Origin of the sequence: Bifidobacterium sp. UTBIF-78 (assembly GCF_006408945.1) — a bacterium.
In the GTDB taxonomy this organism is placed as follows: domain Bacteria; phylum Actinomycetota; class Actinomycetes; order Actinomycetales; family Bifidobacteriaceae; genus Bifidobacterium; species Bifidobacterium myosotis.
The window spans coordinates 40,067-66,398 of record NZ_JFAO01000006.1 but is presented as its reverse complement, the minus strand read 5'-3'; the positions used below and the strand labels follow the sequence as shown (position 1 = coordinate 66,398).

At 61.7% G+C, this 26,332-nt stretch carries 30 protein-coding genes and 1 pseudogene; 27 read left to right on the top strand and 4 right to left on the bottom strand.

Going from position 1 to position 26,332, the window contains the following annotated elements:
* The 4 genes from BG22_RS02145 (at nt 1) to rpsI (ending at nt 4,521) form a co-directional block, all read left to right on the top strand.
* The gene (locus BG22_RS02145) at nt 1-738 is read left to right on the top strand and encodes an AbrB family transcriptional regulator (protein WP_258186167.1); all 738 of its coding nucleotides are present in this window, start codon (nt 1-3) and stop codon (nt 736-738) included.
* Between the two features lie 191 nt (nt 739-929).
* The gene (malQ, locus tag BG22_RS02140) at nt 930-3,095 is read left to right on the top strand and encodes a 4-alpha-glucanotransferase (protein WP_140492684.1); all 2,166 of its coding nucleotides are present in this window, start codon (nt 930-932) and stop codon (nt 3,093-3,095) included.
* A 462-nt stretch (nt 3,096-3,557) separates the two neighbouring features.
* Nucleotides 3,558-4,007 (top strand): 50S ribosomal protein L13, encoded by a 450-nt coding sequence (gene rplM, locus BG22_RS02135; protein WP_140492679.1) that lies wholly within the window; start codon nt 3,558-3,560, stop codon nt 4,005-4,007.
* A 22-nt stretch (nt 4,008-4,029) separates the two neighbouring features.
* Nucleotides 4,030-4,521, top strand: coding sequence for a 30S ribosomal protein S9 (gene rpsI, locus BG22_RS02130; protein ID WP_094666719.1), 492 nt, complete (start codon nt 4,030-4,032; stop codon nt 4,519-4,521).
* A 677-nt stretch (nt 4,522-5,198) separates the two neighbouring features.
* Here rpsI and glgX read toward each other — a convergent pair.
* Both glgX and BG22_RS02120 read right to left on the bottom strand, forming a co-directional pair.
* A pseudogene (gene glgX / locus BG22_RS02125) lies at nt 5,199-7,511 on the bottom strand (glycogen debranching protein GlgX); the annotation flags it as partial.
* Nucleotides 7,508-8,671, bottom strand: a complete 1,164-nt coding sequence (locus BG22_RS02120) for an ROK family transcriptional regulator (RefSeq protein ID WP_140492676.1) — start codon at nt 8,669-8,671, stop codon at nt 7,508-7,510. The gene BG22_RS02120 and the pseudogene glgX, both read right to left, overlap by 4 nt.
* Before the next feature lie 506 nt (nt 8,672-9,177).
* Here BG22_RS02120 and adhE point away from each other — a divergent pair.
* A complete protein-coding gene (gene adhE, locus BG22_RS02115) occupies nt 9,178-11,910 on the top strand; it encodes a bifunctional acetaldehyde-CoA/alcohol dehydrogenase (protein ID WP_140492673.1) in 2,733 nt (910 codons plus the stop codon).
* A gap of 329 nt (nt 11,911-12,239) precedes the next feature.
* Here adhE and BG22_RS02110 read toward each other — a convergent pair whose 3' ends face one another.
* Together BG22_RS02110 and budA are read right to left on the bottom strand one after the other, a co-directional pair.
* On the bottom strand, nt 12,240-13,415 hold the full coding sequence (locus BG22_RS02110) for a YwiC-like family protein (RefSeq protein ID WP_258186166.1): 1,176 nt from the start codon (nt 13,413-13,415) through the stop codon (nt 12,240-12,242).
* A gap of 28 nt (nt 13,416-13,443) precedes the next feature.
* Nucleotides 13,444-14,205 carry an acetolactate decarboxylase gene (gene budA / locus BG22_RS02105; RefSeq protein ID WP_094666800.1) on the bottom strand — a complete coding sequence of 254 codons (762 nt, stop codon included), beginning with the start codon at nt 14,203-14,205 and terminating at the stop codon, nt 13,444-13,446.
* A 228-nt stretch (nt 14,206-14,433) separates the two neighbouring features.
* Between budA and BG22_RS02100 the strand changes: the two genes are divergently transcribed.
* The 22 genes from BG22_RS02100 to rplO all read left to right on the top strand — a co-directional run bounded on the left by BG22_RS02100 (nt 14,434) and on the right by rplO (nt 25,901).
* The gene (locus tag BG22_RS02100) at nt 14,434-15,402 is read left to right on the top strand and encodes a hypothetical protein (RefSeq protein ID WP_140492670.1); all 969 of its coding nucleotides are present in this window, start codon (nt 14,434-14,436) and stop codon (nt 15,400-15,402) included.
* Nucleotides 15,403-16,336: 934 nt separating this feature from the next.
* Nucleotides 16,337-16,645, top strand: a complete 309-nt coding sequence (gene rpsJ / locus BG22_RS02095; RefSeq protein ID WP_003808013.1) for a 30S ribosomal protein S10 — start codon at nt 16,337-16,339, stop codon at nt 16,643-16,645.
* 16 nt (nt 16,646-16,661) lie between these two features.
* The gene (gene rplC, locus BG22_RS02090) at nt 16,662-17,303 is read left to right on the top strand and encodes a 50S ribosomal protein L3 (RefSeq protein ID WP_094666724.1); all 642 of its coding nucleotides are present in this window, start codon (nt 16,662-16,664) and stop codon (nt 17,301-17,303) included.
* A gap of 6 nt (nt 17,304-17,309) precedes the next feature.
* Complete coding sequence (gene rplD, locus BG22_RS02085) at nt 17,310-17,969, top strand: 50S ribosomal protein L4 (protein WP_140492668.1); 660 nt, start codon at nt 17,310-17,312, stop codon at nt 17,967-17,969.
* A gap of 5 nt (nt 17,970-17,974) precedes the next feature.
* Nucleotides 17,975-18,271 carry a 50S ribosomal protein L23 gene (rplW, locus tag BG22_RS02080; RefSeq protein ID WP_094666726.1) on the top strand — a complete coding sequence of 99 codons (297 nt, stop codon included), beginning with the start codon at nt 17,975-17,977 and terminating at the stop codon, nt 18,269-18,271.
* A gap of 36 nt (nt 18,272-18,307) precedes the next feature.
* Nucleotides 18,308-19,138, top strand: coding sequence for a 50S ribosomal protein L2 (gene rplB, locus BG22_RS02075; protein WP_140492666.1), 831 nt, complete (start codon nt 18,308-18,310; stop codon nt 19,136-19,138).
* A gap of 15 nt (nt 19,139-19,153) precedes the next feature.
* Complete coding sequence (gene rpsS, locus BG22_RS02070) at nt 19,154-19,432, top strand: 30S ribosomal protein S19 (RefSeq protein WP_003814508.1); 279 nt, start codon at nt 19,154-19,156, stop codon at nt 19,430-19,432.
* A 16-nt stretch (nt 19,433-19,448) separates the two neighbouring features.
* The gene (gene rplV / locus BG22_RS02065) at nt 19,449-19,808 is read left to right on the top strand and encodes a 50S ribosomal protein L22 (protein WP_094666728.1); all 360 of its coding nucleotides are present in this window, start codon (nt 19,449-19,451) and stop codon (nt 19,806-19,808) included.
* A 2-nt stretch (nt 19,809-19,810) separates the two neighbouring features.
* Nucleotides 19,811-20,614 carry a 30S ribosomal protein S3 gene (gene rpsC, locus BG22_RS02060; protein WP_094666729.1) on the top strand — a complete coding sequence of 268 codons (804 nt, stop codon included), beginning with the start codon at nt 19,811-19,813 and terminating at the stop codon, nt 20,612-20,614.
* A gap of 6 nt (nt 20,615-20,620) precedes the next feature.
* Entirely contained in the window at nt 20,621-21,040 is a 420-nt protein-coding gene (rplP, locus tag BG22_RS02055; RefSeq protein WP_140492663.1) for a 50S ribosomal protein L16, read from the top strand.
* Nucleotides 21,040-21,291, top strand: coding sequence for a 50S ribosomal protein L29 (gene rpmC / locus BG22_RS02050; protein ID WP_094666731.1), 252 nt, complete (start codon nt 21,040-21,042; stop codon nt 21,289-21,291). Before rplP ends, rpmC begins: the two co-directional genes overlap by 1 nt.
* A 2-nt stretch (nt 21,292-21,293) precedes the next feature.
* On the top strand, nt 21,294-21,554 hold the full coding sequence (gene rpsQ / locus BG22_RS02045) for a 30S ribosomal protein S17 (RefSeq protein WP_094666732.1): 261 nt from the start codon (nt 21,294-21,296) through the stop codon (nt 21,552-21,554).
* Between the two features lie 94 nt (nt 21,555-21,648).
* A complete protein-coding gene (gene rplN, locus BG22_RS02040; RefSeq protein WP_094666733.1) occupies nt 21,649-22,017 on the top strand; it encodes a 50S ribosomal protein L14 in 369 nt (122 codons plus the stop codon).
* 1 nt (nt 22,018) lies between these two features.
* Nucleotides 22,019-22,354: a 50S ribosomal protein L24 gene (gene rplX / locus BG22_RS02035; protein WP_094666734.1), complete on the top strand. Its 336-nt coding sequence runs from the start codon at nt 22,019-22,021 to the stop codon at nt 22,352-22,354.
* Nucleotides 22,351-22,923, top strand: a complete 573-nt coding sequence (gene rplE / locus BG22_RS02030) for a 50S ribosomal protein L5 (protein WP_094666735.1) — start codon at nt 22,351-22,353, stop codon at nt 22,921-22,923. The genes rplX and rplE overlap by 4 nt, the downstream gene beginning before the upstream one ends.
* 1 nt (nt 22,924) lies before the next feature.
* Entirely contained in the window at nt 22,925-23,110 is a 186-nt protein-coding gene (locus tag BG22_RS02025; RefSeq protein ID WP_003814530.1) for a type Z 30S ribosomal protein S14, read from the top strand.
* A gap of 88 nt (nt 23,111-23,198) precedes the next feature.
* On the top strand, nt 23,199-23,597 hold the full coding sequence (gene rpsH / locus BG22_RS02015) for a 30S ribosomal protein S8 (RefSeq protein ID WP_094666736.1): 399 nt from the start codon (nt 23,199-23,201) through the stop codon (nt 23,595-23,597).
* Nucleotides 23,598-23,614: 17 nt separating this feature from the next.
* Complete coding sequence (rplF, locus tag BG22_RS02010) at nt 23,615-24,154, top strand: 50S ribosomal protein L6 (RefSeq protein WP_094666737.1); 540 nt, start codon at nt 23,615-23,617, stop codon at nt 24,152-24,154.
* 1 nt (nt 24,155) lies between these two features.
* Complete coding sequence (rplR, locus tag BG22_RS02005) at nt 24,156-24,527, top strand: 50S ribosomal protein L18 (protein ID WP_094666738.1); 372 nt, start codon at nt 24,156-24,158, stop codon at nt 24,525-24,527.
* Nucleotides 24,524-25,255 (top strand): 30S ribosomal protein S5, encoded by a 732-nt coding sequence (gene rpsE / locus BG22_RS02000; protein ID WP_094666739.1) that lies wholly within the window; start codon nt 24,524-24,526, stop codon nt 25,253-25,255. Before rplR ends, rpsE begins: the two co-directional genes overlap by 4 nt.
* 5 nt (nt 25,256-25,260) lie before the next feature.
* Nucleotides 25,261-25,446, top strand: a complete 186-nt coding sequence (gene rpmD, locus BG22_RS01995) for a 50S ribosomal protein L30 (protein ID WP_094666801.1) — start codon at nt 25,261-25,263, stop codon at nt 25,444-25,446.
* A gap of 2 nt (nt 25,447-25,448) precedes the next feature.
* The gene (rplO, locus tag BG22_RS01990; protein WP_094666740.1) at nt 25,449-25,901 is read left to right on the top strand and encodes a 50S ribosomal protein L15; all 453 of its coding nucleotides are present in this window, start codon (nt 25,449-25,451) and stop codon (nt 25,899-25,901) included.
* Nucleotides 25,902-26,332: the final 431 nt, after the last annotated feature.

Below are 26,332 nucleotides of genomic sequence, written 5' to 3'. Positions count from 1 at the left end.
ATGACCGACCAGAACGCCAACGAATCCGCCGTCACGCCCATCGCCGACGCCCCGATTCCCGAACCGCAGTCCGGCACGCCCGCGTCCGCCAACGATGAGGCCTCGTCTGCGGCTGAGCCCGATTCCGGCTCCGCCGAGTCCACTGCCGATTTCGAACCGCTGACCGCCACGTACGAGCGTCTGCGCCACTCCACGGACCCGGCGGAACTCTCCGAATTCGCCCGCCGACCGTTGCCGGACCGTTCCGATCAGGCGGCGTTCTCCCGAGCCACCGCACTGCTCGAGGCCGTGGCCGGTAACCCGCACACCCCGGTTGAGGATCGAGTGTTCCTGGCGAGCACGATGCCGTTCCCGAACGTGCTGGTCAAGCTCTCCACCGACCCCGAGGCCGCCGTGCGCGAAGCCGTGGCCGCCAATACGGACGACAAGAACTGGCTGGTGGGCCGCCTGACCAAGGACCCGGTGCCCGCCGTAAGGGATACGGCGCTCAAAAACAAGCGCACCAGCTGGAAGATGCGCCTCGAGGGCGCGCAGAACCCTGAGGTGGATACTGAAACGCTTGACTTTCTCGGCTCGCTCGGCACCGAACTCGAGGAGGGCGCCCCTGCGGTGCTGTCCTCGATGGTGCGGCGTGCCGTGGCGCTCAACCCCAACGTGTCCGAGACCATGTTGGACAAACTTGCCGATGACCCGTCGGCGGAGGTTCGTCACGCCGTGGAGCGTCGCCGCCGCGCGTGACCGCGGCCGGACGCTTTGGCTGGCGAGTGGCTGGCAAGCGGGTGGCGTCTGACTGGTTACGTGACCGTTTACCCGGTGTTCGTCATCCGGACATCAATATGGGCGGCGCATCGCTGAAACGTACTGATTTGGCCGTGTCGCTTTACCTTCAATACGGTGTGGCGTAACCGGTCGGCGTTAGACTGGGGGCTATGAGTGAGCGTACCGAGAGTGAAGTTCGTCTGGCCCGTCCGCTGATTCGGTTGGCCAAATTGGTCGGCATAGGAACCAGCTATGTGGGCATGAGTCACGACTACCACGAGATCGCCGATGATGTTCTGGTAGCCCTGCTTGCTGCGTTGGGCATCGATGCCAGCAGCGAAACCGCACAAGAGACCGCCATCCGTCGCATCCTGAACCAGCGTCACAGCCGGCTGGTCGCCCCCACGGTGCTGCACATCGCGGGCAAGGAGGGCAAGGTCTACGTCAATACCGGCATTCTGGACGTGCCGTCCGCAACCATCACGCTGGAGAACGGCCAGCCTTACGAGGGCGCCATCGAAGTCGGCCCGGGGGATGGCTCCCAGGCCTACGACCTTGACGGCACGTTCATCTCCACCGCGGCCCTGATCATCCCCGCCGATCTTCCGGTCGGCTATCACACGCTGCACGTCAGGGTGTCGGACCGCGTGCAGGACGCCACGCTGATCAGCGCCCCGGACCACATCGAACTGCTTGATCCGATGAAGGGCGGCAGCCTGTGGGGCTGGATGGCGCAGCTGTATTCGATTCGTTCCAGTGGTTCCTGGGGCGTGGGCGACTACGAGGACCTCAAGAACTTGCTGGTGGACGCCAAGCGCAAGACCGGTGCCGACTTCGTGCTCATCAATCCGGTGCATGCCGCCGAGCCCGTCTCCCCGCTGACGCCGTCCCCGTACCTGCCGGTGAGCCGTCGTCTGGTCAACTTCACGTACATCCGCCCCGAGTCGCTGCCGGAGTACGCCACGCTCGCCGCAGACGCCAAGGCCGAGGTGGATGGACTGCACGCCGACGCCGAGCCGCTCAACGGCGATGCCCAGATCATCGACCGCGATGCCATGTGGCGCACGAAGATGCATGCGCTGTGGATCATCTTCAAGGCCGGCCGCTCCGCCGAACGTCAGGCGGCGTTCGAGTCGTTCAAGCAGACCTGCGGCTCCGATCTGGAGGCGTACGCCACATGGTGCCTGTGCTACGACAAGTGGGGAGCCCCCACCGCGGACCCGGACAACTGGGAGCGCAAGTACAACCGTGAGTCCCCCGAGGTCGCCGACCTCAAGGCCCAGTTCCCGGACACTCTGGACTTCTATCGCTGGCTCGAATGGGTCGCCGCCGATCAGCTCGCCGCGGCGCAGCAGGCGGCCAAGGACGCCGGCATGCGCATCGGCGTGATGTCCGACATGGCCGTGGGCGTGCATCCGCTCGGCGCCGATGTATGGTGGCATCCCGAGCGCTTCGCCAAGGGCGCTACCGTCGGTGCCCCGCCGGACATGTTCAACCAGCAGGGCCAGGATTGGAGCCAGCCGCCGCTGAGCCCCATCGATCTGGAGGCCACCGGCTACACGACATACCGCAACATGGTGCACGGCATGTTCGCCCGTGCCGGTGCGGTGCGCATCGACCATATCCTCGGACTGTTCCGCCTGTGGTGGATTCCGGAGAACCACCCCGCCACCGACGGCGGCTACGTCTACTACGATTCCGACATCATGCTCGGCATTCTGGCCATCGAGGCCTCCCGCGCGAATGGCGTGGTCGTGGGCGAGGATCTGGGCGTCGTGCCCGAGTACGTGTCCGATTCGCTGTCCAGCCATGGCATTCTGGGCTGCGCCGTGGAATGGTTCGAGCAGCGTGACGGCGTGTTCCGTCCGCCGGTCAAGTGGCGTCCCTACGCGCTGGCGTCCGTCAACACGCACGACCTGCCGCCGGCAGCCGGCTACCTCGAATTCGAGCACGTCAAGATTCGTGAGCGTCTGGGCCTGCTGACCGGTCCGGCCGAGGAATTCGAGGCATCCGCCAAGGCCGAGCAGGATGCCATGCTGGCCATGCTGGTTGAGCAGGGCTACCTTGATCCGGAATTCGCCGAGCATCGTGAGCAGCACGAGGCGGAGATCGTCGATGCGCTGTACCGCGCGCTCAAGGGATCGCCGTGCAAGCTGCTGGCCGCCTCCATCACCGATGCGGTGGGGGAGAAGCGCGCGCAGAACCAGCCGGGTACCAACAACGAGTACCCGAACTGGCGTATCCCGCTGGCCGATGCCAAGGGCAACGTGGTGCCGCTCGAAACGCTCTTCGACACGCCCGGCGCCCAGCGCTTCGCCGAGATTTTCAACAGCTGAAACCGTGCATCGTCTGGTGACGGTGTCGGGGTGATGGTCGCCGGGACTGATTGGTGTTTGACGGTCATCCGACAAGTACCATGGGCGCCCGGAATGTCCGAGGGACATCCGGGCGCTGCTTTTGTGGCACGCTTTCGCGGGAGTTTCTTGCGCCGAGTCAAGTCAAAGTCGATGTGAGCGGCCGGGGTATGGCTGTCGTGGTTGCGGCCATGACCGGTACCGAGATGATGCATCGCGAAATTCGGCGCACCACGCCGCTTTGCCGTATGTCAAGCCCGGCGATATACTAGTGGATTGTTGTGTTTCCCTAAGGGGTCCTTCAAAGCGCTTTCCCACTCGCCACCGAGGACTTTCAGGGAGCCCACGGATAAAGAGGTTCGATGCTTCTTGGATGCGCGCTGTGACCAAGCACACGTCAAGCAGCTGAAAACCCGGAACACAATGAATAGAAAAGGTAATCCAGTGAAAACTTTCACTCCGAAGCCAGCTGATCTGACTCACGACTGGTACATCGTCGACGCCACCGACGTCGTGCTCGGCCGTCTCGCCACCCAGGTTTCTACCCTGCTGCGCGGCAAGAACAAGCCGACCTACGCTCCGCACGCTGATCTCGGCGATTACGTCATCGTCATCAACGCCGACAAGATTGCTCTCACCGGCAACAAGATGGGCAAGGAACTCTACGTGCACTCCGGCCGCCCCGGTGGCCTGCGCCGTGATTCCTACGCCGAGCTGCTCGAGAAGAACCCCGAGCGCATCATCAAGGCCGCCGTCAAGGGCATGCTGCCGAAGAACCGTCTGGCCAAGGTCCAGCTCGACCGTCTCCGCGTCTTCCGCGGCGCCGAGCACCCGCACACCCCCCAGCAGCCCAAGGTCTTCGAGATCGCTCAGGTCTCGCAGCAGGCCAAGTGAAACCTGAGAGGAGATAAGAATCATGGCTGAAAACACCAACGACTCCCAGGTTGTCGAGACCGAAGAGGAGCTCACCAACTACACCACCGAAACCAACGCCGGCGCTGGCACCGGCACCTCCGCGATCGAGCCGGGCTACGGCACCGGTCGCCGCAAGGAGGCTGTCGCCCGCGTTCGTCTGGTTCCGGGCTCTGGCAAGTGGACCATCAACGGCCGCACCCTGGAGGAGTACTTCCCCTCCAAGCTGCTGCAGCGTGAGGTCAACTCCCCGATCGTGCTGCTCAAGCTCGAAGGCAAGTTCGACGCTATCGTCCTCGTTGACGGTGGTGGCACCACCGGTCAGGCCGGCGCCATCCGCCTCGGCGTGGCCCGTGCGCTGAACGCCATCGATCGTGATGCCAACCGCGCCGCCCTGAAGAAGGCTGGCTTCCTGACCCGCGACGCCCGCGTCGTGGAGCGCAAGAAGGCTGGTCTGCACAAGGCACGTCGCGCCCCGCAGTTCTCCAAGCGTTAATTTCGCTTCGACTGCGTTCTACCGAGCACAAGGAACCCCTCGTGGACTTATCCGCGAGGGGTTCCTTGTATCTGAGGGTATTTGAGAGCCCGGAAGTGTCACACCTGCTTCATCAGGGTGATGCTGAGGGCAGGCATGGTCCAGACCGTTCCGACATCGTTCGCCTGGGCACCGGTCCCCGTGCCGGCTTCGGCGGCAGACGTTCCGGAGGGGGCGACCGACCCGTCACCCGACAGACTGGAACCGGCCCCGGAAACGGAATCCGTAGCAGAATCCACAGAGGAACGCTGGAAGCCCGGCATCTGCCCGATTCCATCGTCGCTGACCGCTGCCGCAGCGGCGCGCCCAACGGCACGGAGCGCGTCCGTCACCTGCATGGTGCGGTGTTCGGCGAGGGATTCGGCATCAGTGCTGGCATTGCTGCCCGCGTTCGCCGCCTGATACGCATCCGCGGTGGAACCGGGAACGGCGTCGGAACCGGAACCCGGTTCGGAGACAGGGAAGCTGGGAAGCTGGCCATCATCACCGTGTGCCGACACCACGCCGAACTCGGTGGTGAGCACATCGTCGGGAATGGCACTGGCATCACCCCGATCATCGGAGCTGGCTCCGTTACTGGCACTGGCATTAGAGCCGGCCCGAAGCCGACGATCGGTCTCCTCCTGTGTCCGTGCCTGTTCGGCGAGTCGGCGTACCGTCTCATCGGCGTTCTGCACATGCTGCATCCACACGCTGATATCCTCGGACGTCTCGTTCTCCGCCGCCCGATCGCCTTGCGCCGGCCAGCGTCCATTGATTTCCGCGGAACACCATTTGGGAGTCCACTTGCTGTCCGACGGCAGATGGAACTGTCGGTCCTCGGCCACGCCGTTGACCACGATGCACACATCCACCTCGCTGTTGGACAGCAGCCGCATGGTGAAGCTGCGCACGCCCAGATCGAACCAGTCGCTTTCCTTGGGGGGCGTGCCGTCCGGCAGGAACCACTTCACGCGGTCGGACGGCTTCAACAGGCCCAGCTGGGTGAGACGTGTGAAGAAGTCCTCGTGATGGTACAAATCAAGCGACTTGCGCAGCGAGACCAGACGCGAGACCGTCTCCAGTCGGCGCATCTCGCGCGTCTTATGCGGCGAGTACAGCCAATCCCAGCTCATCCATGTGATGTCGTTGTCCTGGCAGTAGGCGTTGTTGTTGCCGTCCTGCGTATTGCGGAATTCGTCGCCCGCAAGCATCATCGGCGTGCCCAGCGACAGCATCAGCATGCCGGTCAGGTTCATGGCGGCCTGTTCGCGCGCTGCGATGATTTCCGGCGCGTCGGTCACGCCCTCCACGCCGAAGTTGGCCGAATGGTTCACCGAGGACCCGTCGTTGTTGTTCTCACCGTTGGCCTCGTTGTGCTTGGAGTTGTATCGGGTCAGATCGGTCAGCGTGAACCCGTCATGGCAGGTGACGAAGTTGATGGACGCCGTGGCTCCACGGCCTGGATCGGTGGCGAACAGATCCGCCGAACCGCACAGTCGCGTGGCCATCTCCTGCAGGCTCGTTCGGCCGAAGTCCGTGCTGCCGTCCACATCCTGCAGCCAGAACGTGCGTGCCGTGTCACGGAAACGGTCGTTCCATTCGGCGAACGGGATGCTGAATTGCCCGGTGCGCCAACCCAGATTGCCCAGATCCCAAGGCTCCATGATGAGTTTCAGGTTGCCGAGCAGCAGGTCGGATCGCAAGGCGTACAGGAACGGGTGATGCTGGGTGAACTCGCCGTTGAGGCGTGCCAGCGTGACTCCCAGATCGAAGCGGAAACCGTCGATGCCGATGCGCTTGGCCCAATACCTGAGCGAATCCACGGCGAACGTGACCACATGCGTGTTGGTGAAGTCGAACGTGTTGCCGCAGCCGGTGGTGTCCTCCAGACGCCCCGGATTGGCTTTCTGATGACGGTAGTAGGCCAGATCGTCCAGTCCGCGCCAGCACATGGTCGGCCCTTCCACGCCGCCTTCGCAGGTGTGGTTGTACACCACATCCATGATCACCTCGAAGCCGGCCTCGTGCAGCGCGCGGACCATGTTGATGACCTCGAGACGCACCGCGGTGGCGCCTTTGGCCTGCGCCGCCTTGGTGGCGTACGAAGGCTCGGGGGAGAAGTAGCTCAGGGTCGAATACCCCCAGTAATTGTGCCGACCGTGCTCCTGCAGGAACAGCTCGTCCTGTTTGGCCTGGATGGGCAGCAGTTCTATGGATGTGACGCCCAGATTCTGCAGATAGGCGAGGGTGATCGGGTGAGCCAGTCCGGCGTAGGTGCCACGCAGTTCCTCGGGCAGCCAGGGCGCATTGGCGGTGAAGCCTTTGACATGCAGCTCGTAGATCACGGTTTTGCGCCACGGCACATGCGGATGGTCGGGGTCGCCTACGTGCTTGTGAATATCACGGTCGTCGATGGCCACGGACACTGGCACATGGCCCAGCGAGTCCACGGTGCTCATCTCGCCGTAGGCCGAGCCAATCACCTTGCGGTCCTGAACCTCGCAGGCATACGAGAAGGCGGCCGGATCGAGCTCCATCGAGCCCTCCACACCCTTGCCGTACGGGTCGAGCAGGAACTTGTAGGGATTGAACCGCACGCCATGCTTGGGGTCCCATGCCCCGTCCACGCGGTAGCCGTAGCGCATGCCGTCCCAGGCTTTGGGCAGGTGCACGTACCACAGTCCGTAGTTCGGTCCGGTCATGCGGAACAGGGTCTCGCGCAGGTACAGATGCTCGATGATGCGTGTGCAGACCGGAAACTCGTGAATCTGGCGGATGAACGAGGAACCGGGGTCAGAGAATAGTCGGATGGAGTCCTGGAAGAAGGCGCTGGGCCGATCTATGGATTCCAGCACGCATAGCCAGACCTGACCTGCGGTTTCGGAACGGACTACGACGTCTGCGCCACCGTCATCGGTGAAGTAGAAGCCTGGGCGGGTGGCATAACGATGCAACGGTGGATTTCTCATACACCCATTGTAGACGTGGGGCCTGAGACCCGTATTCCCCTGATTCCGTCAAGATAGTGCTGCGCAAACCGCAACGCCGCGCCTATGGCGTCTTGATCCTCGCCGCAGTAGCTCCTGCGCAGCGTGAAATGGTCCGTTCCGAACGGGCTGCGGCGCGCCACGCGGGCCTTGAGGTCCGCGATCTCGTCATCCTCGAGCATCGGCGCCGCTTCGCCTCCGATGATCACGTCGCCGGCGATGACCGAACGTGCATTCGCGATGGCCTGCGCCACGTAGTCGAGCCATTCGTTCATGCGCTCACGGTGATGGCGCTCGCCCTGCTCGAGCACGCTGAAGAAACCGGGGATGGATTCGTAATCCTCCGGCAACGTTTCCAGTGAGCAGTAGGCGTCCATGCACCCTCGTCGCCCGCAGTAGCAGGAGCGGCCGTTCGGCACCAGTGTCATATGTTCGATTGCGCCGTCGCATTGGTTCGGCCCCTGATGGAGCCTTCCGCCAATGATGACCGCGCCTCCCGGCCTGCGGTCGAGGTAGACGCATAGTGCGTCGCGGAGTGTGGCGTCGAACCACAGTTCGGCCATGGCCGAGGCGTCGGCGTCCCGGACCATCAGACATGGCAGATGTACTGACTGGCCCATCGTGTCCAGCGTCAGGCCGGTGTTGCCCATGATGGGCCCGAACGTCACCGTCGCGCCATCGGGCGAGATGACGCCGCGGATGGAAAACGCCGCGCCCAGTACCGATCCGTGCTTTCGCGCCACATCGGCTGCGAAGTTGTCGATGATGCCGCCGATGCGCTGGTAATAGACGTTGGTGTTGCGGTACGGGACCACGCTGTTCAGCCGTGCCACCACGCCGCCGTGCAGATTCACGGCGCGCAGCCGCAGTTCGTGGGCATCCATGCTGACGCCGATGGCGGTACGGTGGTCGGGATTGAATTCGTAGCACTGCGCCTTGCGACCGCCGGTGGATTGCTGGAGGTCGCCTCTGCCGATGATGTGCTCGGCCTCCAGCTCACGGAGGTTTTGCGCGACGGTGGGAAGACTGAGCTGGAGTTCATCCGCCAGCTGCCGTTTGGTGACGTGCCGGTGCGCGTAGAGGTAGGCGATGATGGCGCTACGGTTGTGCGCCTTGACTTCGCTGGGCGGCAGTGCCTTCATTTCGGTGCCTCCATTGGCTGATCGGCATGGATACTGCAAGATAACGGAGATGGGGACGCGACGATCGGTTCGCCGTCCGTCTTTATCGTTGCATTTATAGGGAAATACCTTACTTATCTAAACACGTTTTAGATAATTGCGCAAGAATGCGATACTTTACGGAAATCACTTTATAGAAGTTGCGGGCAGATCGTCTCAGCAGTGCTGTTCATATACCAAAAAAGCGAACAATAGTTACCATAATAGCCGTATTTCACCTCAAAAATAAGGCTTATTGAACAAAAGCAAACAAAAAAATTCCATAATCACACATGAAACGCCGTTGGAATTGTGCGAATGCAGGGCAAAAATCGCTTCGGTATATTGTGACTCAGGTCACAACGAGTTGTGACGGCGGTTTCTTGCCATCAGCACGAATCGATGCCTGTATCGTCTCGTCGAATGATGGTGGGCCGCTGCATAGGAAACTTTGCCCTACACCCCAAGAACGATCGAGGAGGACCCAAGTGGCAGAAGCAAAGAACAAGGTCGAGGCGACCAAGCCGACCCCCGAGGAGAAGCAGGCGGCGGCCGAGGCCGAGGTGGATGCGCTCGTGCAGAAGGCGCTCAAGGCGCTGGACGAGTTTGAGAATCTGGATCAGAAGCAGGTGGACCGCATCGTGGCGAAGGCCTCGGTGGCGGCGCTGAACAAGCATCTGGTGCTTGCGAAGATGGCCGTGGACGAGACCGGCCGTGGTCTCGTGGAGGACAAGGCCACGAAGAACATCTTCGCCTGCGAGCATGTCACGAATTACATGGCCGGTCAGAAGACCGTCGGCATCATTCGTGAGGACGATGTCATGGGCATCGATGAGGTCGCCGAGCCGGTGGGCGTGGTCGCGGGCGTGACCCCGGTCACCAACCCGACCTCCACCGCCATCTTCAAGTCGCTGATCGCCCTGAAGACCCGTTGCCCGATCATCTTCGGCTTCCACCCCGGCGCCCAGAAGTGTTCGGTCGAGGCCGCGCGCATCGTGCGTGACGCCGCCATCGAGGCCGGCGCCCCGGCCAACTGCATCCAGTGGATCGAGCACCCGTCCATCGAGGCGACCGGCGCGCTGATGAAGCACCCGGGCGTGGCCACGATCCTGGCGACCGGTGGCCCGGGCATGGTCAAGGCCGCGTATTCCTCCGGCAAGCCGGCCCTGGGCGTGGGCGCCGGCAACGCCCCGGCCTACATCGACACGGATGTGGACATCGTGCGTGCCGCCAACGACCTGGTGCTCTCCAAGCACTTCGACTACGGCATGATCTGCGCCACCGAGCAGGCCATCATCGCCCACAAGGACGTGTACGACGCGCTGGTCAAGGAGCTCAAGACCCGCAAGGCGTACTTCGTGAACGCCGAGGAGAAGGCCAAGCTCGAGCAGTACATGTTCGGCTGCACCGCCGGCTCCGGCCAGATGCCGAAGCTCAACTCCGTGGTGCCGGGCAAGTCCCCGCAGTACATCGCCAAGGCTGCCGGCTTCGAGATCCCGGCCGACGCGACCATCATCTGCGCCGAATGCAAGGAGGTCTCCGACGACGAGCCGCTGACCCACGAGAAGCTCGCCCCGGTGCAGGCCGTGCTCAAGGCCGATTCCAAGGAACAGGCCTTCGAGATGTGCGAGAAGATGCTGCGTCTGGGCGCCGGCCACACCGCCGCCATCCACACCAACAACCAGGAGCTCGTGCGTGAGTACGGCCTGCGGATGCACGCATGCCGCATCATCTGGAACCAGCCGAGCTCGCTGGGCGGCATCGGTGACATCTACAACGCGATCGCCCCGTCGCTGACCCTGGGCTGCGGCTCCTACGGCGGCAACTCGGTGTCCGGCAACGTGCAGGCCGTGAACCTCGTCAACATCAAGCGCATCGCTCGGAGGAACAACAACATGCAGTGGTTCAAGATCCCGCCGAAGACCTACTTCGAGCCGAACGCCATCAAGTACCTGCGCGACATGTTCGGCATCGAGAAGGCCGTCATCGTGTGCGACAAGGTGATGGAGCAGCTGGGCGTCGTGGACAAGATCATCGACCAGCTGCGCGCGCGTTCCAACAACGTGACGTTCCGCATCATCGACTACGTGGAGCCGGAGCCCTCCGTCGAGACCGTCGAGAAGGGCGCGGAGATGATGCGCGAGGAGTTCGAGCCCGATACGATCATCGCGGTCGGCGGCGGCTCGCCGATGGACGCGGCCAAGATCATGTGGCTGCTCTACGAGCACCCGGAGATCGCGTTCTCCGACGTGCGCGAGAAGTTCTTCGACATCCGCAAGCGCGCTTTCAAGATCCCGCCGCTGGGCAAGAAGGCCAAGCTCGTGTGCATCCCGACCTCGTCCGGCACCGGCTCCGAGGTGACGCCGTTCGCCGTGATCACGGACCACAAGACCGGCTACAAGTACCCGATCACCGACTACGCGCTGACCCCGTCTGTGGCCATCGTGGATCCGGTGCTAGCCCGCACCCAGCCTCGCCGTCTGGCCTCCGACGCCGGCTTCGACGCGCTGACCCACAGCTTCGAGGCGTACGTGTCGGTGTACGCGAACGACTTCACCGACGGCATGGCCCTGCACGCGGCCAAGCTCATCTGGGAGAACCTGGCCGAGTCCGTCAACGGCGAGCCCGGTCTGGCCAAGACGAACGCGCAGGAGAAAATGCACAACGCCGCCACGATGGCCGGCATGGCGTTCGGCTCCGCGTTCCTGGGCATGTGCCACGGCATGGCCCACACCATCGGCGCCCTGTGCCACATCGCGCACGGCCGCACCAACTCGATCCTGCTGCCGTACGTGATCCGCTACAACGGCCAGATCCCGGAGGAGCCGACCAGCTGGCCGAAGTACAACAAGTACGTCGCTCCGGAACGCTACCGCGACATCGCCCGCAACCTCGGCATCGACACCGGCCGCACCCCGGCCGAGGCCGTCGAGAACCTGGCGAAGGCCGTCGAGGACTACCGCGACAACAAGCTCGGCATGAACAAGAGCTTCCAGGATTGCGGTGTGGACGAGGACTACTTCTGGAGCGTGCTCGACCAGATCGGCATGCGCGCCTACGAGGATCAGTGCACCCCGGCCAACCCGCGCATCCCGCTGATCAACGACATGAAGGACATCGCCATCGCCGCCTACTACGGCGTCAGCCAGGCCGAAGGCCACAAGCTGCGCGTCGAGCGCGAGGGCGAAGCCGCCACCGAGGAAGCCTCCGAGCGCGTCTGACATGTGCGATGAGTCGGATATTGGTATCGGATTGCCATATGTCGGATTGATGTCTGATCGGTCCAGATTGGTGACTGATTGGTGACTGACCGATACTGATCGGCACTGACCGGTACTGACCAGTGACTGTCAGATATATGACTGTCTGACCGATGGCTGTCGGTTATCCGACTGTTTGACCGGTGACTGTCGGATGTCTGAATATCTGATATCTGACAGTCGGTTATCCGAATATCTAATGTCCGACCCGATACCGGTCACAGGGGAGCCCGTCCATTGCGGACGGGCTCTTTTTCGTATTACGCCGTATTGCGGCTACAATGCGACGGCTACATCACCACCGCGATGATGCATCCGAAGACGAGGAGACTTGAGAAGCATTCGGTGACGCCGACGATCATCGGCTTGATGGTGCGCGTTCGGGCGACGAGCGGCAATGCGATCGCCCGCGCCAGCAGCGCAGCCGCGGCAATCAGCGTCAGCAGCGTCGACAGATTGTGCATCGGATTCAGCGCCATTGCCTGGAACATCATCGCAGTAGCGAACAACGCCCCATGCCATATCCACGACGCCCACAGCCATCCGCGTTTGCCGCGTTCCCGAATCATGGTCTTCACGAACAGCACCGAGCCGAACTGCGTGACCGCAAACAGGAGGGTGGCGACCAACCCCTCCGGTGGCAAGGCGCCTTCCGGCCACCAGGCCTGAAGGTCGAACAGCCGCTCAATGGCTGGCATATCGCGAACCGCCGCATACACGGTGTCAGGATTGCACGACAAGGAAGTCGATGCATCGACGCGAACGGGTATGACGGGCTTGAGACAGGTACATTGCGGTCGGGGCGTGAAGGAGTCGATTACCACGGTCATGGTGGATGCGGCGATGACCGCCACCGTGTTGCCCCATAGTGAGCGTTCTTTGCGAAGCCACGCGGCCGCCATCGATGCCGCGGCAAGCACTATATATAGAGGAGCCCAACGCAGTATGCCAGCATGCGTGATAAGAAATGGCACGCCCACGATCGCCAATGCGACGGTATATACGAGTGCCGGCGGCAAATACCGTGGTGAACAGCGCGACTTCAGCCATCTCGCCGCGCTGAACTGCACGCAGTAGCATATGATCCACGCCACCAGCAGCCAAATGGTGTCCACGCCCGGTCCGGCGATGACGACTCCCGCGATCGCAGGCAGCAACGCCATCGCCCACGCGCCAGGCTGGTCGGGAATCCAATCGCCTTTTCCGGTGCGGCGGCGGGCGGCCTTGCCGGAAGACGAAGCGAGGATGGGCGTAGGGAACGGCTGCTCATTCATGCCCACCATCGTATCGGTGTGATCGCGCGAACGGAAGGCCGGAAGCCAGTAGACTGCGTACGCAGCGCGTCTATATTTGCAGGACGAACGGTTCGCGAAGTAGGCCTGAGAGGCAGTGAATTCGTCAGCGAGTTTTTGACGCAGGATACTGGAAATGGACCCGAACCGGATGGGAAACGTCCGTTCGGCCACGAACGTGCTGCTGCCCGCGACAAAGAAACTACCGCGCGTCACCTTCGGCGCTCGTGATCGCTTCGGCGATGTTGTCCTGTGAAAAATCGTGATTGCGGTAGCCCGGATCGTCCACCGGCAGGTGGGTCACCAAAGTGTCGAACACCTGACTGTAAATCTTGCCACGACCCAGCACCGCGTCAAGCACATGGCCGCCGAAGGTATGGTCGTCGGAGAGGAAATGCTCGTGGAATCCGGCCACGGCGGCCCCATGGAACATCACGGGGGAGAAGTAGCCCAGCATGGTGCCGGTCACGTCGTGCCTGAGGAAGATGGCCTGACGGTCGGCCACTTCAAGCAGCGTGGGGTAGGGCGCCTGCTGTTTGATCACGGCGCGCGTCTTGATGAAGCTGAACGTGCCGTGCACGATCACCGAAAAGAACGTGTTGGCGCGGCCGTTGGCCTCCACAATGCGCTTGTTGAGCGCCTCGAGGCCGATGTCCTCGCGTTCGCACTGGTATTGGAATGCCGCGCGGTGCGAATTGGCGAACGGCATGGTGAAGTCGTCCGGTACCCGCTCCGCCACGCCCGACTGGCCTATTTTGTAGGCGATGCCGTCAAGGATGATGAGTTCGCCGTCCAGTCCTTCGCCGGTGCCTATGCCGGTGTCGCCGTGCTTGAGCAGCTCGCCGATCGTGGTGGTGCCCTCGAGCAGCCCCGGTACGAGCAGTGCCAACGTGCCATGCTGATACAGCACGTTCGCGCCGTGCTCGGTGATGGGGTGGATGTTCTTGGCCAGTGATTGTGTCACGGCATCCACGATAATTGGCCATGCCCTGACCCACAATCCTTGTTTCGCATTCCCCGCTGTGACCTCGGCCACGTCGTATCATCCATTCCTCACATCCCCATCTCCATCGCGTCGGTCAAATCCACATTCGCGCCACCTGCGTACGCAAATGTGGATAACTCCATAAGCTGGAACCACATAGGCCAGTTCGGCTGGACTTGTGCGCCCGCCATCCCATACCGTCTCCACATGAGACGAAACAGACAACTCGAACAACGCCTCGACGCCGCGCAACGGCAGCGTCTGTGCGTATGGGGATTGAATGCTTCCCAGCGTCGTTCTTTGGCGAAGCGTGCGGAAGCCGGAGAACTGCAGTGCATATACAAAGGTATGTATGTGCGGCCTGACTACTGGCGTACGCTGGATGGCGCGGAACGGTATCGGCACATTATCAGGTCTTTGGCGGCAAAGCATCCACAATGGGTGTTCAGCGAGATGACTGCGGCTGCGCTACATGGCATCAATGAGTCCACTCGTCACATGCACAATGTGAATATCGCGGTGACTCGGCATACGTATCAGCATGATTATGGTTTGATCCGGCATCACTATATGGCTGATATCCAGTATGAAGTTGTCGATGGTGTGCGAGTGACACCGTTGCATCGTACGGCATTCGACTGCATGAGAAAACATACTTTTCCCGATGCGTTGGCAATCGGGGAGGCTGTGCTGCGTAAGCGTCTTGCCAGTAAGAAATCGTTGCGCGACTGCTTCGAGCAGTTGCAGGGGAAAGGACGCTATCAGGCGTTGCGCGCGTTGGAGTATGCGACGGGCCGGACCGAAAACGGCGGTGAGGCGTATGCTCTCGGGGTGATTGTGGAAGAGAGATTTGCTTGTCCGACTCTTCAGGAAGAGATTATCTATCCCTTTGACCTTGCGCATCGCGATCGCGTGGATTATGCCTGGCATACGGCTGATGGCCGTTTGATTGTTGCCGAGCTGGATGGACGCGTGAAATATCGCGATCCGGTGATGTTTCACGGAAGTCTGTCCGACACTATCATCGCGGAGAAAGAAAGGGAGGAGCGTATTCGTCAGATTGCCGATGAAGTTGTGCGATTTTCGTTCCGTGAGGCCATGAAGCGGGAACCTTTGGTCCGCAAACTCATGCATGCCGGGGTTCCGCGGAGTTCCGTGGGCACTAATGAAGATTAATGACGAACTTCTCATGATGCTGTCGTTATTTGTCATTGTTTTACCTGCATTGGTTTGTCGTTACAGAGTGAAGAGAATGAGGCGCAGACAGAACGGGTGGATTAATAAGTTTGCACAGATGTGCGTATCCAGTTTTATTCAGTTTTGCGGAACGTTGCAGGGAGAATGAGTGGGGTTATAGGCGAAGACGCAGGTAAAAAGTGTGTTGTTTGCTGTGTTGCAGGCAGTTTGTATCCGATTATGAGTCGAACTCCTTCCTTGACAGACATGAATTACCTGCAGCCTGATTTCAGATACACAAATTGCCTGCGTGAGAGACGGTGGACGAATAAAGACACGAGACCGTTAAGAAAACGAGATTGGTCGGTGTGGAGATTGAGAGAAGAGAGAGGGAGAAATCCAGATTCGAGAGGACGGAAATCTGCGTGGGCGGCGGGATGACGACGCCGTACTGCTCGTCTTCTACCAACCTGGCCGGAAATCCGTGTGAGGGGAAGGAACGGCCTGAGAGCAGTCAGACAGTCACTCTCCTTATGAATGCGGAAATCTGAGCAGGTGGAGGGGACGGAAGAGACAGTGGAAAACAAAAGCAGACGGGATGGTGGGAGAACGGAGGAGAACGGCGGAAGAACAGTAGGGAGCAGGATTGAAGTCCAAGGGGAAGGACGGGGATCCGAGGGGCGACACGCCCGGGTTTCTGAACCGACGAATTAGTCCCACCTCGGTGGTTAGATAAACAAGTTGCCTGATTTGGGCTCGCAAATTGGAATTAAAAAAGCGAGCGCGGGCTGGTGATGTGTGAACGTCGCCGGAAACTGCGCACTGATGTCGGATGACCGCCAAGGGACGTATGTCCAAGGGAGGCCATGCGCGCCGGTGCCCTAGAAGCAGGTTGGTAAACAGTACAACGAATCGCTAGAAAGGGCGGACGGCAATGGCGGGACAGAAAATCCGCATCAGGCTTAAGTCCTATGACCACGAGGTCATCGACCAATCGGCGAAGAAGATCGTCGAAACGGTGACGAACGCGGGCGCAACTGTTGTTGGCCCCGTTCCGCTGCCGACCGAGAAGAACGTCTTTGTTGTTATTCGTTCTCCTCACAAGTACAAGGATTCTCGCGAGCACTTCGAAATGCGCACTCACAAGCGCCTCATCGACATCGTGGACCCGACCCCCAAGGCCGTGGACTCCCTGATGCACATCGATCTGCCTGCGGACGTCAACATCGAAATCAAGCTGTAAGGGAGGAGGAAGCATTATGTCTAATCGCAAGGCTCTGCTGGGCAAGAAGCTCGGCATGTCTCAGGTGTGGGACGAGAACGGCTTCTTCGTGCCCGTCACGCTCGTCGACGTGTCCACCAACGTGGTGACCGCCGTCAAGACCGAGGAGTCCGATGGCTACAAGGCCGTCCAGCTCGGTTACGGCGCCATCGACCCGACCAAGGTGACCAAGCCGCTGGCTGGCCACTTCGCCAAGGCCGGTGTCACCCCGCGTCGCCACCTCGTCGAGGTGCGTACCGATGATGTCGATCAGTTCGAGCCGGGCCAGGAGCTGGCCGCCGATCTGTTCGAAGAGGGTTCCGAGGTCGATGTGACCGGAACCACCAAGGGTAAGGGCTTCGCCGGCACCATCAAGCGCTGGGGCTTCAAGTCCTACCGTCGTTCCCACGGCTCTCACAAGAACGAGCGCCGTCCTGGTTCCGTGGGCGCATGCGCGACCCCGGGCCGTATTCTCAAGGGCAAGCGTATGGCCGGTCGCATGGGTCATGTGACCTCCACCGTCCTGAACCTGACCGTCGTTTCCTCCGATGTTGAGAACGGCATTCTCGCCATCAAGGGCGCCATTCCGGGCCCGAAGGGCGGCATCGTCGTTGTCCGCACGGCTGTGAAGGGAGCCTGATAAACCATGGCAAACGTTTCTTTCAACGTCACTGACGCCAAGGGCCAGGCCACCGGTACCGTCGAGGCCCCGGCTGAGCTCTTCGGTGTCTCCAAAGAGGACATTCAGGCCCGTATCCCGCTGATCCACCAGGTCGTCATCGCCCAGCTCGCGGCTGCCCGTCAGGGCACCCACGCCGTCAAGAACCAGTCCAAGGTCTCCGGCGGCGGCAAGAAGCCGTGGAAGCAGAAGGGTACCGGTCGCGCTCGTCAGGGTTCGATCCGTGCGCCGCAGTGGGTCCACGGTGGCGTCGTCCACGGCCCGGTGCCGCGTAGCTACGCCCAGAACACCCCCAAGAAGATGAAGGCCGCGGCCCTGCGCTACGTCCTGTCCGACCGCGCCAACGCCGGCCGCATCGCCGTCGTGGACTTCGGTATCACCGATACCCCGTCCACCAAGGCCGCCCTCGCCGCCCTGAACCCGGTCATCTCGGACAAGTTCGCCACGATTGTCTTCACTCGCGACAACATCAACGAGTGGATTTCCGTGCGCAACCTTCCGAACGTTCACCCGATTTTCGTCGATCAGCTCAACACGTACGACGTGGTCACCGCGCAGTATGTGGTCTTCACCAAGGAAGCCCTCGAGGCTTTCGTGGCCGCCAAGACCGAGCCGAAGGAGGCCTGATTTAGATGGTCGCTATTCACAAGCCCGCACATGACGTGATCCTCAAGCCGGTGGTCTCCGAGAAGAGCTACGCCGCTTCCGATCGCGGTCAGTACACCTTCGTGGTTGCTCAGGACGCGAACAAGGTCCAGATCAAGCAGGCTATCGAAGAGATCTTCAAGGTCAAGGTGACGAACGTCAACACCCTCAACCGCGCCGGCAAGAAGCAGCGCACCCGCACCGGTTTCGGCTACCGCGTCTCTCAGAAGCGCGCGATCGTGACCGTCGCCGAGGGCCAGACGATCGATATCTTTGGCAACTGAAGGCTAGCCGAGAAAAGTTAAAGGAAGAACTACATTATGGCTATCCGCGTTTACAAGCCGACTTCCGCAGGCCGTCGCAACGCCTCCGTCTCGGACTTCTCCGAGCTGACGCGCTCCACGCCTGAGAAGTCGCTGGTTCGCAAGAATTCCAAGACTGGTGGTCGTAACTCCTACGGCCGCATCACTTCCCGCCACCGCGGTGGCGGCCACAAGCGTCAGTATCGTCTCATCGACTTCAAGCGTTGGGACAAGGACGGCGTGCCGGCCAAGGTTGCCGAGATCGAGTACGATCCGAACCGTTCCGCCCGCATCGCCCTCCTGCACTTCGCCGATGGCGAGAAGCGCTACATCATCGCGCCGAAGGGCGTCAAGCAGGGCGATGTCATCGAGACCGGCGCTCAGGCCGATATCAAGCCGGGCAACAACCTGCCGCTGGCCAACATCCCGACCGGTACCGTGGTGCACGCGATTGAGCTGAAGCCGCTCGGCGGCGCCAAGATCGCCCGTTCCGCCGGTACTGCCGTCCAGCTCGTCGCCAAGGATGGCGCCTACGCCCAGCTGCGTATGCCGTCCGGCGAAATCCGCAACGTCGACGCGCGCTGCCGCGCTACCGTCGGCGAGGTCGGCAACGAGGACCACGCCAACATCCAGCTCGGTAAGGCCGGTCGTGCTCGTTGGATGGGCAAGCGCCCGATCACCCGTGGTGAGTCCATGAACCCGGTCGACCACCCGCACGGCGGTCGTACCCGCGGTGGCAAGCCGCCGGTTTCCCCGTGGGGCAAGGGCGAGGTTCGTACTCGTCGTCCGAAGAAGGCTTCGAACAAGATGATTGTTCGTCGTCGTCCGTCCGGCAAGAACCGCAAGTAAGGGAGTATCGAGAAGATGACTCGTAGCATCAAGAAGGGCCCCTTCGTCGACGCCCACTTGCAGAAGAAAGTCGACGAGCAGAACGAGAAGGGCACCAAGAACGTCATCAAGACGTGGTCCCGTCGTTCGATGATCACTCCTGATTTCATCGGACACACCTTCGCCGTTCATGATGGTCGCAAGCATGTCCCGGTGTTCGTCACCGAGGCCATGGTTGGTCACAAGCTGGGTGAGTTCGCCCCCACGAAGACCTTCAAGGGTCACGTGAAGGACGACAAGAAGGCCCGCCGCTAAGGATAAGGAATAGAACATGGAAGCTAAAGCAATCGCTCGTCACGTCCGCGTGACGCCGCGCAAGGCTCGCCGCATGGTCGACCTCATCCGCGGCAAGAAGGCGACCGACGCCGTCACCATTTTGAAGTTCGCCCCTCAGGCTGCGGCCCTGCCGGTCCGCAAGACCCTGGAGAGCGCCATCGCCAACGCCCGCGTGAAGGCCGACAAGGCCGGCGAGCCGTTCCGCGAGAACGACCTGTACATCAAGGAGACCTTCGTTGACGAAGGCGTGACCCTCAAGCGCTTCCGCGCTCGTGCCCAGGGCCGTGCCGCTCGCATCAACAAGCGCACCTCCCACATCACGGTCGTCGTGGCTAACAAGGAAGGAGCCCGCTAAAGATGGGTCAGAAGATCAATCCGTTTGGCTACCGTCTGGGCATCACCGAAAACCACCGCTCCAAGTGGTTCTCCGACTCCAACAAGGTCGGCGAACGCTACCGCGACTTCGTCCTTGAGGATGACAAGATCCGCAAGGAGATGAACAAGGATCTCGAGCGCGCCGGCGTGAGCAAGATCGTGATCGAGCGCACCCGTGACCGCGTCCGCGTCGACATCCACACCGCCCGCCCGGGCATCGTGATCGGTCGCCGTGGCGCCGAGGCCGAGAAGGTCCGCGCCAAGCTCGAGAAGCTGACCGGCAAGCAGGTCCAGCTCAACATCTTCGAAGTGAAGAACGCCGCCCTTGACGCCCAGCTGGTCGCCCAGGGCATCGCGGAGCAGCTGACCAACCGCGTCACCTTCCGTCGTGCCATGCGCAAGGCCCAGCAGGACGCCATGCGCGCCGGTGCCAAGGGTATCCGCATCAAGCTCTCCGGCCGTCTCGGCGGCGCGGAAATGAGCCGTTCCGAGTTCTACCGTGAGGGCCGCGTTCCGCTGCAGACCCTCCGCGCCCTCATCGATTACGGCTTCTTCGAGGCTCGTACCACCTACGGCCGCATCGGCGTCAAGGTGTGGATCTACAAGGGCGACATGACCGAATCCGAGTTCGAAGAGCAGCAGGCTCAGCAGAACAACCGTCCGGGCCGTCGTGGCGGCGATCGCCGTCCGCGCCGTGGCAACCGTTCTGCCGCCCCGCAGGCCGCCGAGGCCCCGAAGGCCGAGGCTCCCGCCGCGGCTGCCGACGCTGCAGAAACGAAGGAGTGAGCAAGAATGCTTATCCCCAAGAGGACTAAGTACCGCAAGCAGCACCGCCCCGTGCGTTCTGGCATGTCCAAGGGCGGCAACGAGATCAACTTCGGTGATTTCGGTATCCAGGCTCTTGCCCCGGCCTACGTGACCAACCGTCAGATCGAAGCCGCCCGTATCGCCATGACCCGTTACATCAAGCGTGGCGGTCGTGTGTGGATCACGATCTTCCCGGATCGTCCGCTGACCAAGCACGCGCTCGGTGCCCGAATGGGTTCCGGTAAGGGTGCCCCGGAGTTCTGGATCGCCAACATCCGCCCCGGTCGTGTGATGTTCGAGATCGGTGGTGTGTCCGAGGAAGTCGCTCGCGAGGCTCTGCGCCGCGCCATCGACAAGCTCCCGATGAAGTGCCGCATTATCGCACGTGAAGGTGGTGATATCTGATGGCAGTCGGTACCGCTGAATACTCCATCAAGAATCTCAACGAGAAGACCAACGCCGAGATCGAGGGCTTCCTGAAGAAGTCCAAGGAAGAGCTGTTCAACCTGCGCTTCCAGTCCGCCACCGGTCAGCTCGAGAACACTGCCCGTCTCAAGGCCGTCAAGCATGACATCGCCCGCATGTACACCGTGCTGCGCGAGCGTGAGCTTGGCATCAGCCAGGAGCCGGCCGCTACCGAATCCAAGGAGAAGTGATTATGGCTGAAGAGCGTAACTTCCGTAAGGTTCGCCGCGGCTACGTCGTGTCCGAAGCCATGGACAAGACGATCACCGTCGAGCTCGAGAAGCGCGCCACCCACCCGCTGTACGGCAAGGTTGTGCGCACCACCAAGAAGGTCAAGGCTCATGATGAACACAACGAAGCCCACGTTGGCGACCTTGTGAGTATTATGGAGACTCGGCCTCTGAGCAAGACCAAGCGCTGGCGTCTCGAATCCATTATCGAGCGCGCTAAGTAAGTAAAGTTCGGCAAGGCTCGCCATTTACCGGGGTGCTGTGGGCGACCACGGCATCCCGGTAAATGGGGAGAACCAGCTCGGCTAAGGAGAATCAATGATTCAGCAGGAAACGCGGCTTCATGTCGCCGACAACACGGGTGCGAAGGAACTCCTCGCTATCCGAGTGCTCGGCGGATCGAAGCGACGCTATGCCGGCATCGGCGACGTGATCGTCGCCTCCGTCAAGGACGCCATCCCCGGCGGGTCGGTCAAGAAGGGCGATGTGGTGAAGGCCGTTGTCGTCCGCACTGTCAAGGAATCCCGTCGTAACGATGGTTCCTACATTAAGTTCGACGAGAACGCCGCCGTCATTCTCGGCTCCGGCCGTGAACCGAAGGGCACTCGTATCTTCGGACCGGTTGGTCGTGAACTGCGTGAGCAGAAGTTCATGAAGATCGTGTCCCTCGCCCCGGAGGTGATCTGACATGGTAGCCAAGATCAAGAGCGGCGACCTGGTCAAGGTCATCCGCGGCAAGGACCGCGGCAAGGAGGGCACCGTCAAGCAGGTGCTGCCCAACGACCGACTCATCGTCGAAGGCGTGCAGATCGTCAAGAAGCACGTGCGCGCCACGCAGCAGGGCCAGCAGGCTGGCATCGTGTCTGTCGAGGCTCCGATCCATCGCTCCAACGTGATGGTCATCGACCCGGAGACCAAGCAGCCGACCCGCGTGGGCGTCACCATCAAGGAAGAGGCGCGTGACGGCAAGGTGAAGACCGTGCGCGTGCGCGTCGCCAAGAAGTCCGGAAAGGAGCTGGCATGACCGATACTACCGTCGAAGCGCCGGCCACCCCGCGCTTGAAGGTCAAGTACAACGAGGAGATCATCCCGGAGCTCGAGAAGGAGTTCAAGTACTCCAACCCGATGCAGGTTGCTCGCCTCCAGAAGGTCGTCGTCTCCATGGGTGTGGGTGCCGCCGCTCGCGACTCCAAGCTCATCGAAGGCGCCGTCAAGGATCTCACCGTGATCACCGGCCAGAAGCCGAAGATCACCAAGGCCAAGAAGTCCGTCGCGCAGTTCCACCTGCGTGAGGGCCAGGCCATCGGTGCGTACGTCACGCTGCGTGGCGACCGCATGTGGGAGTTCCTCGATCGTCTGTTGACCTTGGCGCTGCCCCGTATCCGCGACTTCCGCGGCATCAACGGCCACCAGTTCGATGGCCAGGGCAACTACAACTTTGGTCTCACCGAGCAGTCCATGTTCCACGAGATCGATCCCGATTCGATCGATCACGTGCGCGGTATGGACATCACCGTGGTGACCTCCACCAAGGACGACAAGGAAGCCTACGCCCTGCTCAAGCAGCTCGGCTTCCCCTTCAAGGAGAACTGATATGGCAAAAACCGCTCTGAAGAACAAGGCGGCCGGCAAGCCGAAGTTCAAGGTGCGCGCGTACACGCGCTGCCAGGTCTGCGGTCGTCCCCACTCCGTCTACCGCAAGTTCGGCCTGTGCCGCATCTGCCTTCGTGAGAAGGCCCACCGCGGCGAGCTGCCCGGAGTTACGAAGTCCAGTTGGTAAACATCGACGCTGAAGGTCCGCGGCCCGTTCCGCCCGTAGGGGCGGACGAGCGGCGGAAACCACGGCGAGAAAGGGCGTGAAGCCCAAAATGACAATGACAGATCCGATCGCAGACATGCTGACTCGTCTGCGTAACGCGAGCGCGGCCAAGCACGAAACTGTGGATATGCCGTACTCCAAGTTCAAGGCGAACATCGCCGAGATCCTGAAGCGCGAAGGTTACATCAAGGACTTCTCCGCTAAGGAAGCCAAGGTCGGTCAGACGCTTGAGGTCACCCTCAAGTACGGTCCGAACGGTGAGCGTTCCATTCAGGGCATCAAGCGCATCTCCAAGCCGGGCCTTCGCCGTTACGCGAAGTCCGACTCCCTGCCGATGCCGCTCGGTGGTCTGGGTATCGCCATCATCTCGACCTCCTCGGGACTGCTGACTCAGAAGGAATGCCTCGACCGGGGCATTGGCGGCGAGATTGTCGCCTTCGTGTGGTGAGAAAGGAGAGCTGAAACATGGCATCGCATATTGGTAAGCTCCCCATCGCCATCCCTGCTGGCGTTGAAGTCAAGATCGAGGGTCAGTCCTTCTCCGCCAAGGGCGCGAAGGGCTCCGACTCCTACGAGCTGCCGGAAGGCATCACCGCCGTCGTCGAGGGCAACGAGATCATCGTCACCCCGGCCGACGACCTGCGTCCGACCCGTGCCAAGCACGGTCTGGCCCGCTCCATCATGGCCGGTATGGTCAAGGGCGTGCACGATGGCTACTCCAAGACCTTGCAGATCGTCGGCACCGGTTACCGTGCCGTCGCCAAGGGCCAGGGCATCGAGTTCTTCCTTGGCTACTCCCACACCATTACCGTCAACCCGCCGGCTGGCATCTCCTTCGAGATTCCGAACCCGAACACGGTAGTCGTCAAGGGCACCGACAAGCAGGTTGTGGGCCAGGTCGCCGCCAACATCCGCAAGCTGCGTGCTCCGGAACCCTACAAGGGCAAGGGCATCAAGTACGCTGACGAGCACATCCTGCGCAAGGCTGGAAAGGCTGGTAAGTGATATGAGCGTCAAGATTCTCGGAAAAGGCAAGAAGGTCGCTCTCAAGCGTCGTCACGCGCGTATCCGCAAGCGCATCTCCGGCACCGCCGAGCGTCCGCGCCTGGTGGTCACCCGTTCCAACCGCCACATGGTTGCCCAGGTGGTCGACGATACCAAGGGCATGACTCTGGTGTCCGCCTCCACCCTGCAGGCCGATTTCAACGGCTTCGAGGGCACCAAGGTTGAGGCCGCCAAGAAGGTCGGCGAGCTCATCGCCGAGAAGGCCAAGGCCGCCGGCATCACCGAGGTCGTGTTCGACCGCGGTGGCAACAAGTACACCGGTCGCGTCGCAGCCGTTGCTGAAGGCGCCCGCGAGGGAGGTCTTGCACTGTGAGCGACAACGAAACGAAGGAAACCCAAGTGGCTGAAGAAACTCAGAACACTGTGGCGACCGAATCCAACAACGAGGACCGCAAGGGTCGTCGTGGCCAGCGCGGTGAAGGCCGTCGCGGCGAGCGTCGCAACCGTCGTGAGGAGAACCACGGCGACGAGATGCTCGATCGCGTGGTGACCATCAACCGTGTGTCCAAGACCCACAAGGGTGGCCGTACCTTCAGCTTCGCCGCCCTGGTTGTGGTTGGCGACGGCAACGGCACCGTGGGTGTCGGCTACGGCAAGTCCCGTGAGGTCCCGGCCGCCATCGCCAAGGGCCAGCTCGACGCCAAGAAGCACATGTTCACTGTGCCGCGCGTCAAGGGCACCATCACCCACCCGGTTCAGGGTCACGACGCCGCCGGCACCGTCCTGCTGCGTCCGGCCGCTCCCGGTACCGGTGTAATCGCCGGTGGCTCCGTGCGCGCCGTCATGGAGTGCGCGGGCATCACCGACGTGCTGTCCAAGTCGATGGGTTCCGCCACCGCGGTCAACGTGGTGCGCGCTACCGTCGCCGCACTCAAGCAGCTTGAGGAGCCGGAGGAGATTGCCGCTCGTCGTGGCCTGACCCTCAACGAGGTCGCTCCGGACGCCCTGCTGCGTGCCCGTGCCGCCGGCATCGCCGAGGCTCGCAAGGCCCGTGAGGAGGCTGCCGCCAAGGCCGCCGCCGACGAGAAGGATGGTGAGTGATTCCCATGGCTAAGAACCTGAAGATTACCCTGCATCACGGCATCGTGAACCGTACCCCGGCTCAGCGCGCCACCGTCAAGACCCTCGGCCTGAACAAGATCGGCAAGACCGTTGTCCGTCCGGACACCCCGGCCAACCGTGGTCTGGTGAACGCCGTGCGCCACCTGGTCACCGTCGAGGAGGTTGACTGATTATGGCAGATAACGAAATCCTGCAGATGCACGACCTGAAGCCCGCTCCGGGCGCCAACCGCGATCGTATCCGCGTTGGCCGTGGTGAGGGCTCCAAGGGTAAGACCGCCGGCCGTGGTTTCAAGGGCCAGACGAAGCGTTACCACGTTCGTCCGGGCTTTGAAGGTGGCCAGCTGCCGCTGTACATGCGCCTGCCGAAGCTTCGTGGCTTCAAGAACCCGTTCCGCGTCGAGTTCCAGGTTGTCAACATCGCCAAGCTCGCTGAGGTCTTCCCTCAGGGTGGCGAAGTGACCGTTGCCGATCTGGTCGCCAAGGGTGTCGTCCGTGACGGCGCTCCGGTGAAGGTGCTGGGCGATGGCGAGACCACCGTTGCGTTCACCCTCAAGGGTGTGAAGGCTTCGGCTTCCGCCAAGGCCAAGATCGAAGCCGCTGGCGGCTCCATCTCCGAGGACTGAGAGTCCCGCGGGGTGAACCGAATCTGATATGTGGCCCCCGTTCGCCGATTGGTGGACGGGGGCCACTATTATCTATAGCTATTCGCAGTATGATTACGGTCATTCTGAGCGCAGTGGGGGATTGGGCAACCAAAGGTTGGCTTCCATGGCGGGTGCGCCATGGAGATGTCAGCGTTTGCCGCTGTGAGCGATGTCTCGCGTCCTATCCCGGATCGCATCCGACGCACATAGCCGCCGACAGACCTTCGTCGGTCGTTTCAATGCCGGACCGGCATCGAAACAGCAGGCGGATTCATGGAACGTCCGATGGTTGCACATGCCCCACCTCGTTCAGCATGACAGTACCGTTCAGCAAACATCCACGAGACATGCGGTGTCCTAAGTAGGCACTTTCGACTATGCTCGGTTTTTAGTTTGTGTAATTTTGCACG

Coding starts and splice junctions, on each gene's coding strand:
- rpsS (WP_003814508.1), top strand. CDS start 19,154: ATGACTCGTAGCATCAAGAAGGGCCCCTTCGTCGACGCCCACTTGCAG.
- rplW (WP_094666726.1), top strand. CDS start 17,975: ATGGTCGCTATTCACAAGCCCGCACATGACGTGATCCTCAAGCCGGTG.
- rpmC (WP_094666731.1), top strand. CDS start 21,040: ATGGCAGTCGGTACCGCTGAATACTCCATCAAGAATCTCAACGAGAAG.
- rplN (WP_094666733.1), top strand. CDS start 21,649: ATGATTCAGCAGGAAACGCGGCTTCATGTCGCCGACAACACGGGTGCG.
- rplC (WP_094666724.1), top strand. CDS start 16,662: ATGTCTAATCGCAAGGCTCTGCTGGGCAAGAAGCTCGGCATGTCTCAG.
- rpsI (WP_094666719.1), top strand. CDS start 4,030: ATGGCTGAAAACACCAACGACTCCCAGGTTGTCGAGACCGAAGAGGAG.
- rplB (WP_140492666.1), top strand. CDS start 18,308: ATGGCTATCCGCGTTTACAAGCCGACTTCCGCAGGCCGTCGCAACGCC.
- rpsJ (WP_003808013.1), top strand. CDS start 16,337: ATGGCGGGACAGAAAATCCGCATCAGGCTTAAGTCCTATGACCACGAG.
- rplO (WP_094666740.1), top strand. CDS start 25,449: ATGGCAGATAACGAAATCCTGCAGATGCACGACCTGAAGCCCGCTCCG.
- BG22_RS02025 (WP_003814530.1), top strand. CDS start 22,925: ATGGCAAAAACCGCTCTGAAGAACAAGGCGGCCGGCAAGCCGAAGTTC.
- rpmD (WP_094666801.1), top strand. CDS start 25,261: ATGGCTAAGAACCTGAAGATTACCCTGCATCACGGCATCGTGAACCGT.
- BG22_RS02100 (WP_140492670.1), top strand. CDS start 14,434: ATGAGACGAAACAGACAACTCGAACAACGCCTCGACGCCGCGCAACGG.
- rpsC (WP_094666729.1), top strand. CDS start 19,811: ATGGGTCAGAAGATCAATCCGTTTGGCTACCGTCTGGGCATCACCGAA.
- BG22_RS02145 (WP_258186167.1), top strand. CDS start 1: ATGACCGACCAGAACGCCAACGAATCCGCCGTCACGCCCATCGCCGAC.
- rplF (WP_094666737.1), top strand. CDS start 23,615: ATGGCATCGCATATTGGTAAGCTCCCCATCGCCATCCCTGCTGGCGTT.
- rplR (WP_094666738.1), top strand. CDS start 24,156: ATGAGCGTCAAGATTCTCGGAAAAGGCAAGAAGGTCGCTCTCAAGCGT.
- rplP (WP_140492663.1), top strand. CDS start 20,621: ATGCTTATCCCCAAGAGGACTAAGTACCGCAAGCAGCACCGCCCCGTG.
- rplX (WP_094666734.1), top strand. CDS start 22,019: ATGGTAGCCAAGATCAAGAGCGGCGACCTGGTCAAGGTCATCCGCGGC.
- rpsQ (WP_094666732.1), top strand. CDS start 21,294: ATGGCTGAAGAGCGTAACTTCCGTAAGGTTCGCCGCGGCTACGTCGTG.
- BG22_RS02120 (WP_140492676.1), bottom strand. CDS start 8,671: ATGAAGGCACTGCCGCCCAGCGAAGTCAAGGCGCACAACCGTAGCGCC.
- malQ (WP_140492684.1), top strand. CDS start 930: ATGAGTGAGCGTACCGAGAGTGAAGTTCGTCTGGCCCGTCCGCTGATT.
- rplE (WP_094666735.1), top strand. CDS start 22,351: ATGACCGATACTACCGTCGAAGCGCCGGCCACCCCGCGCTTGAAGGTC.
- rpsH (WP_094666736.1), top strand. CDS start 23,199: ATGACAATGACAGATCCGATCGCAGACATGCTGACTCGTCTGCGTAAC.
- rplV (WP_094666728.1), top strand. CDS start 19,449: ATGGAAGCTAAAGCAATCGCTCGTCACGTCCGCGTGACGCCGCGCAAG.
- rplD (WP_140492668.1), top strand. CDS start 17,310: ATGGCAAACGTTTCTTTCAACGTCACTGACGCCAAGGGCCAGGCCACC.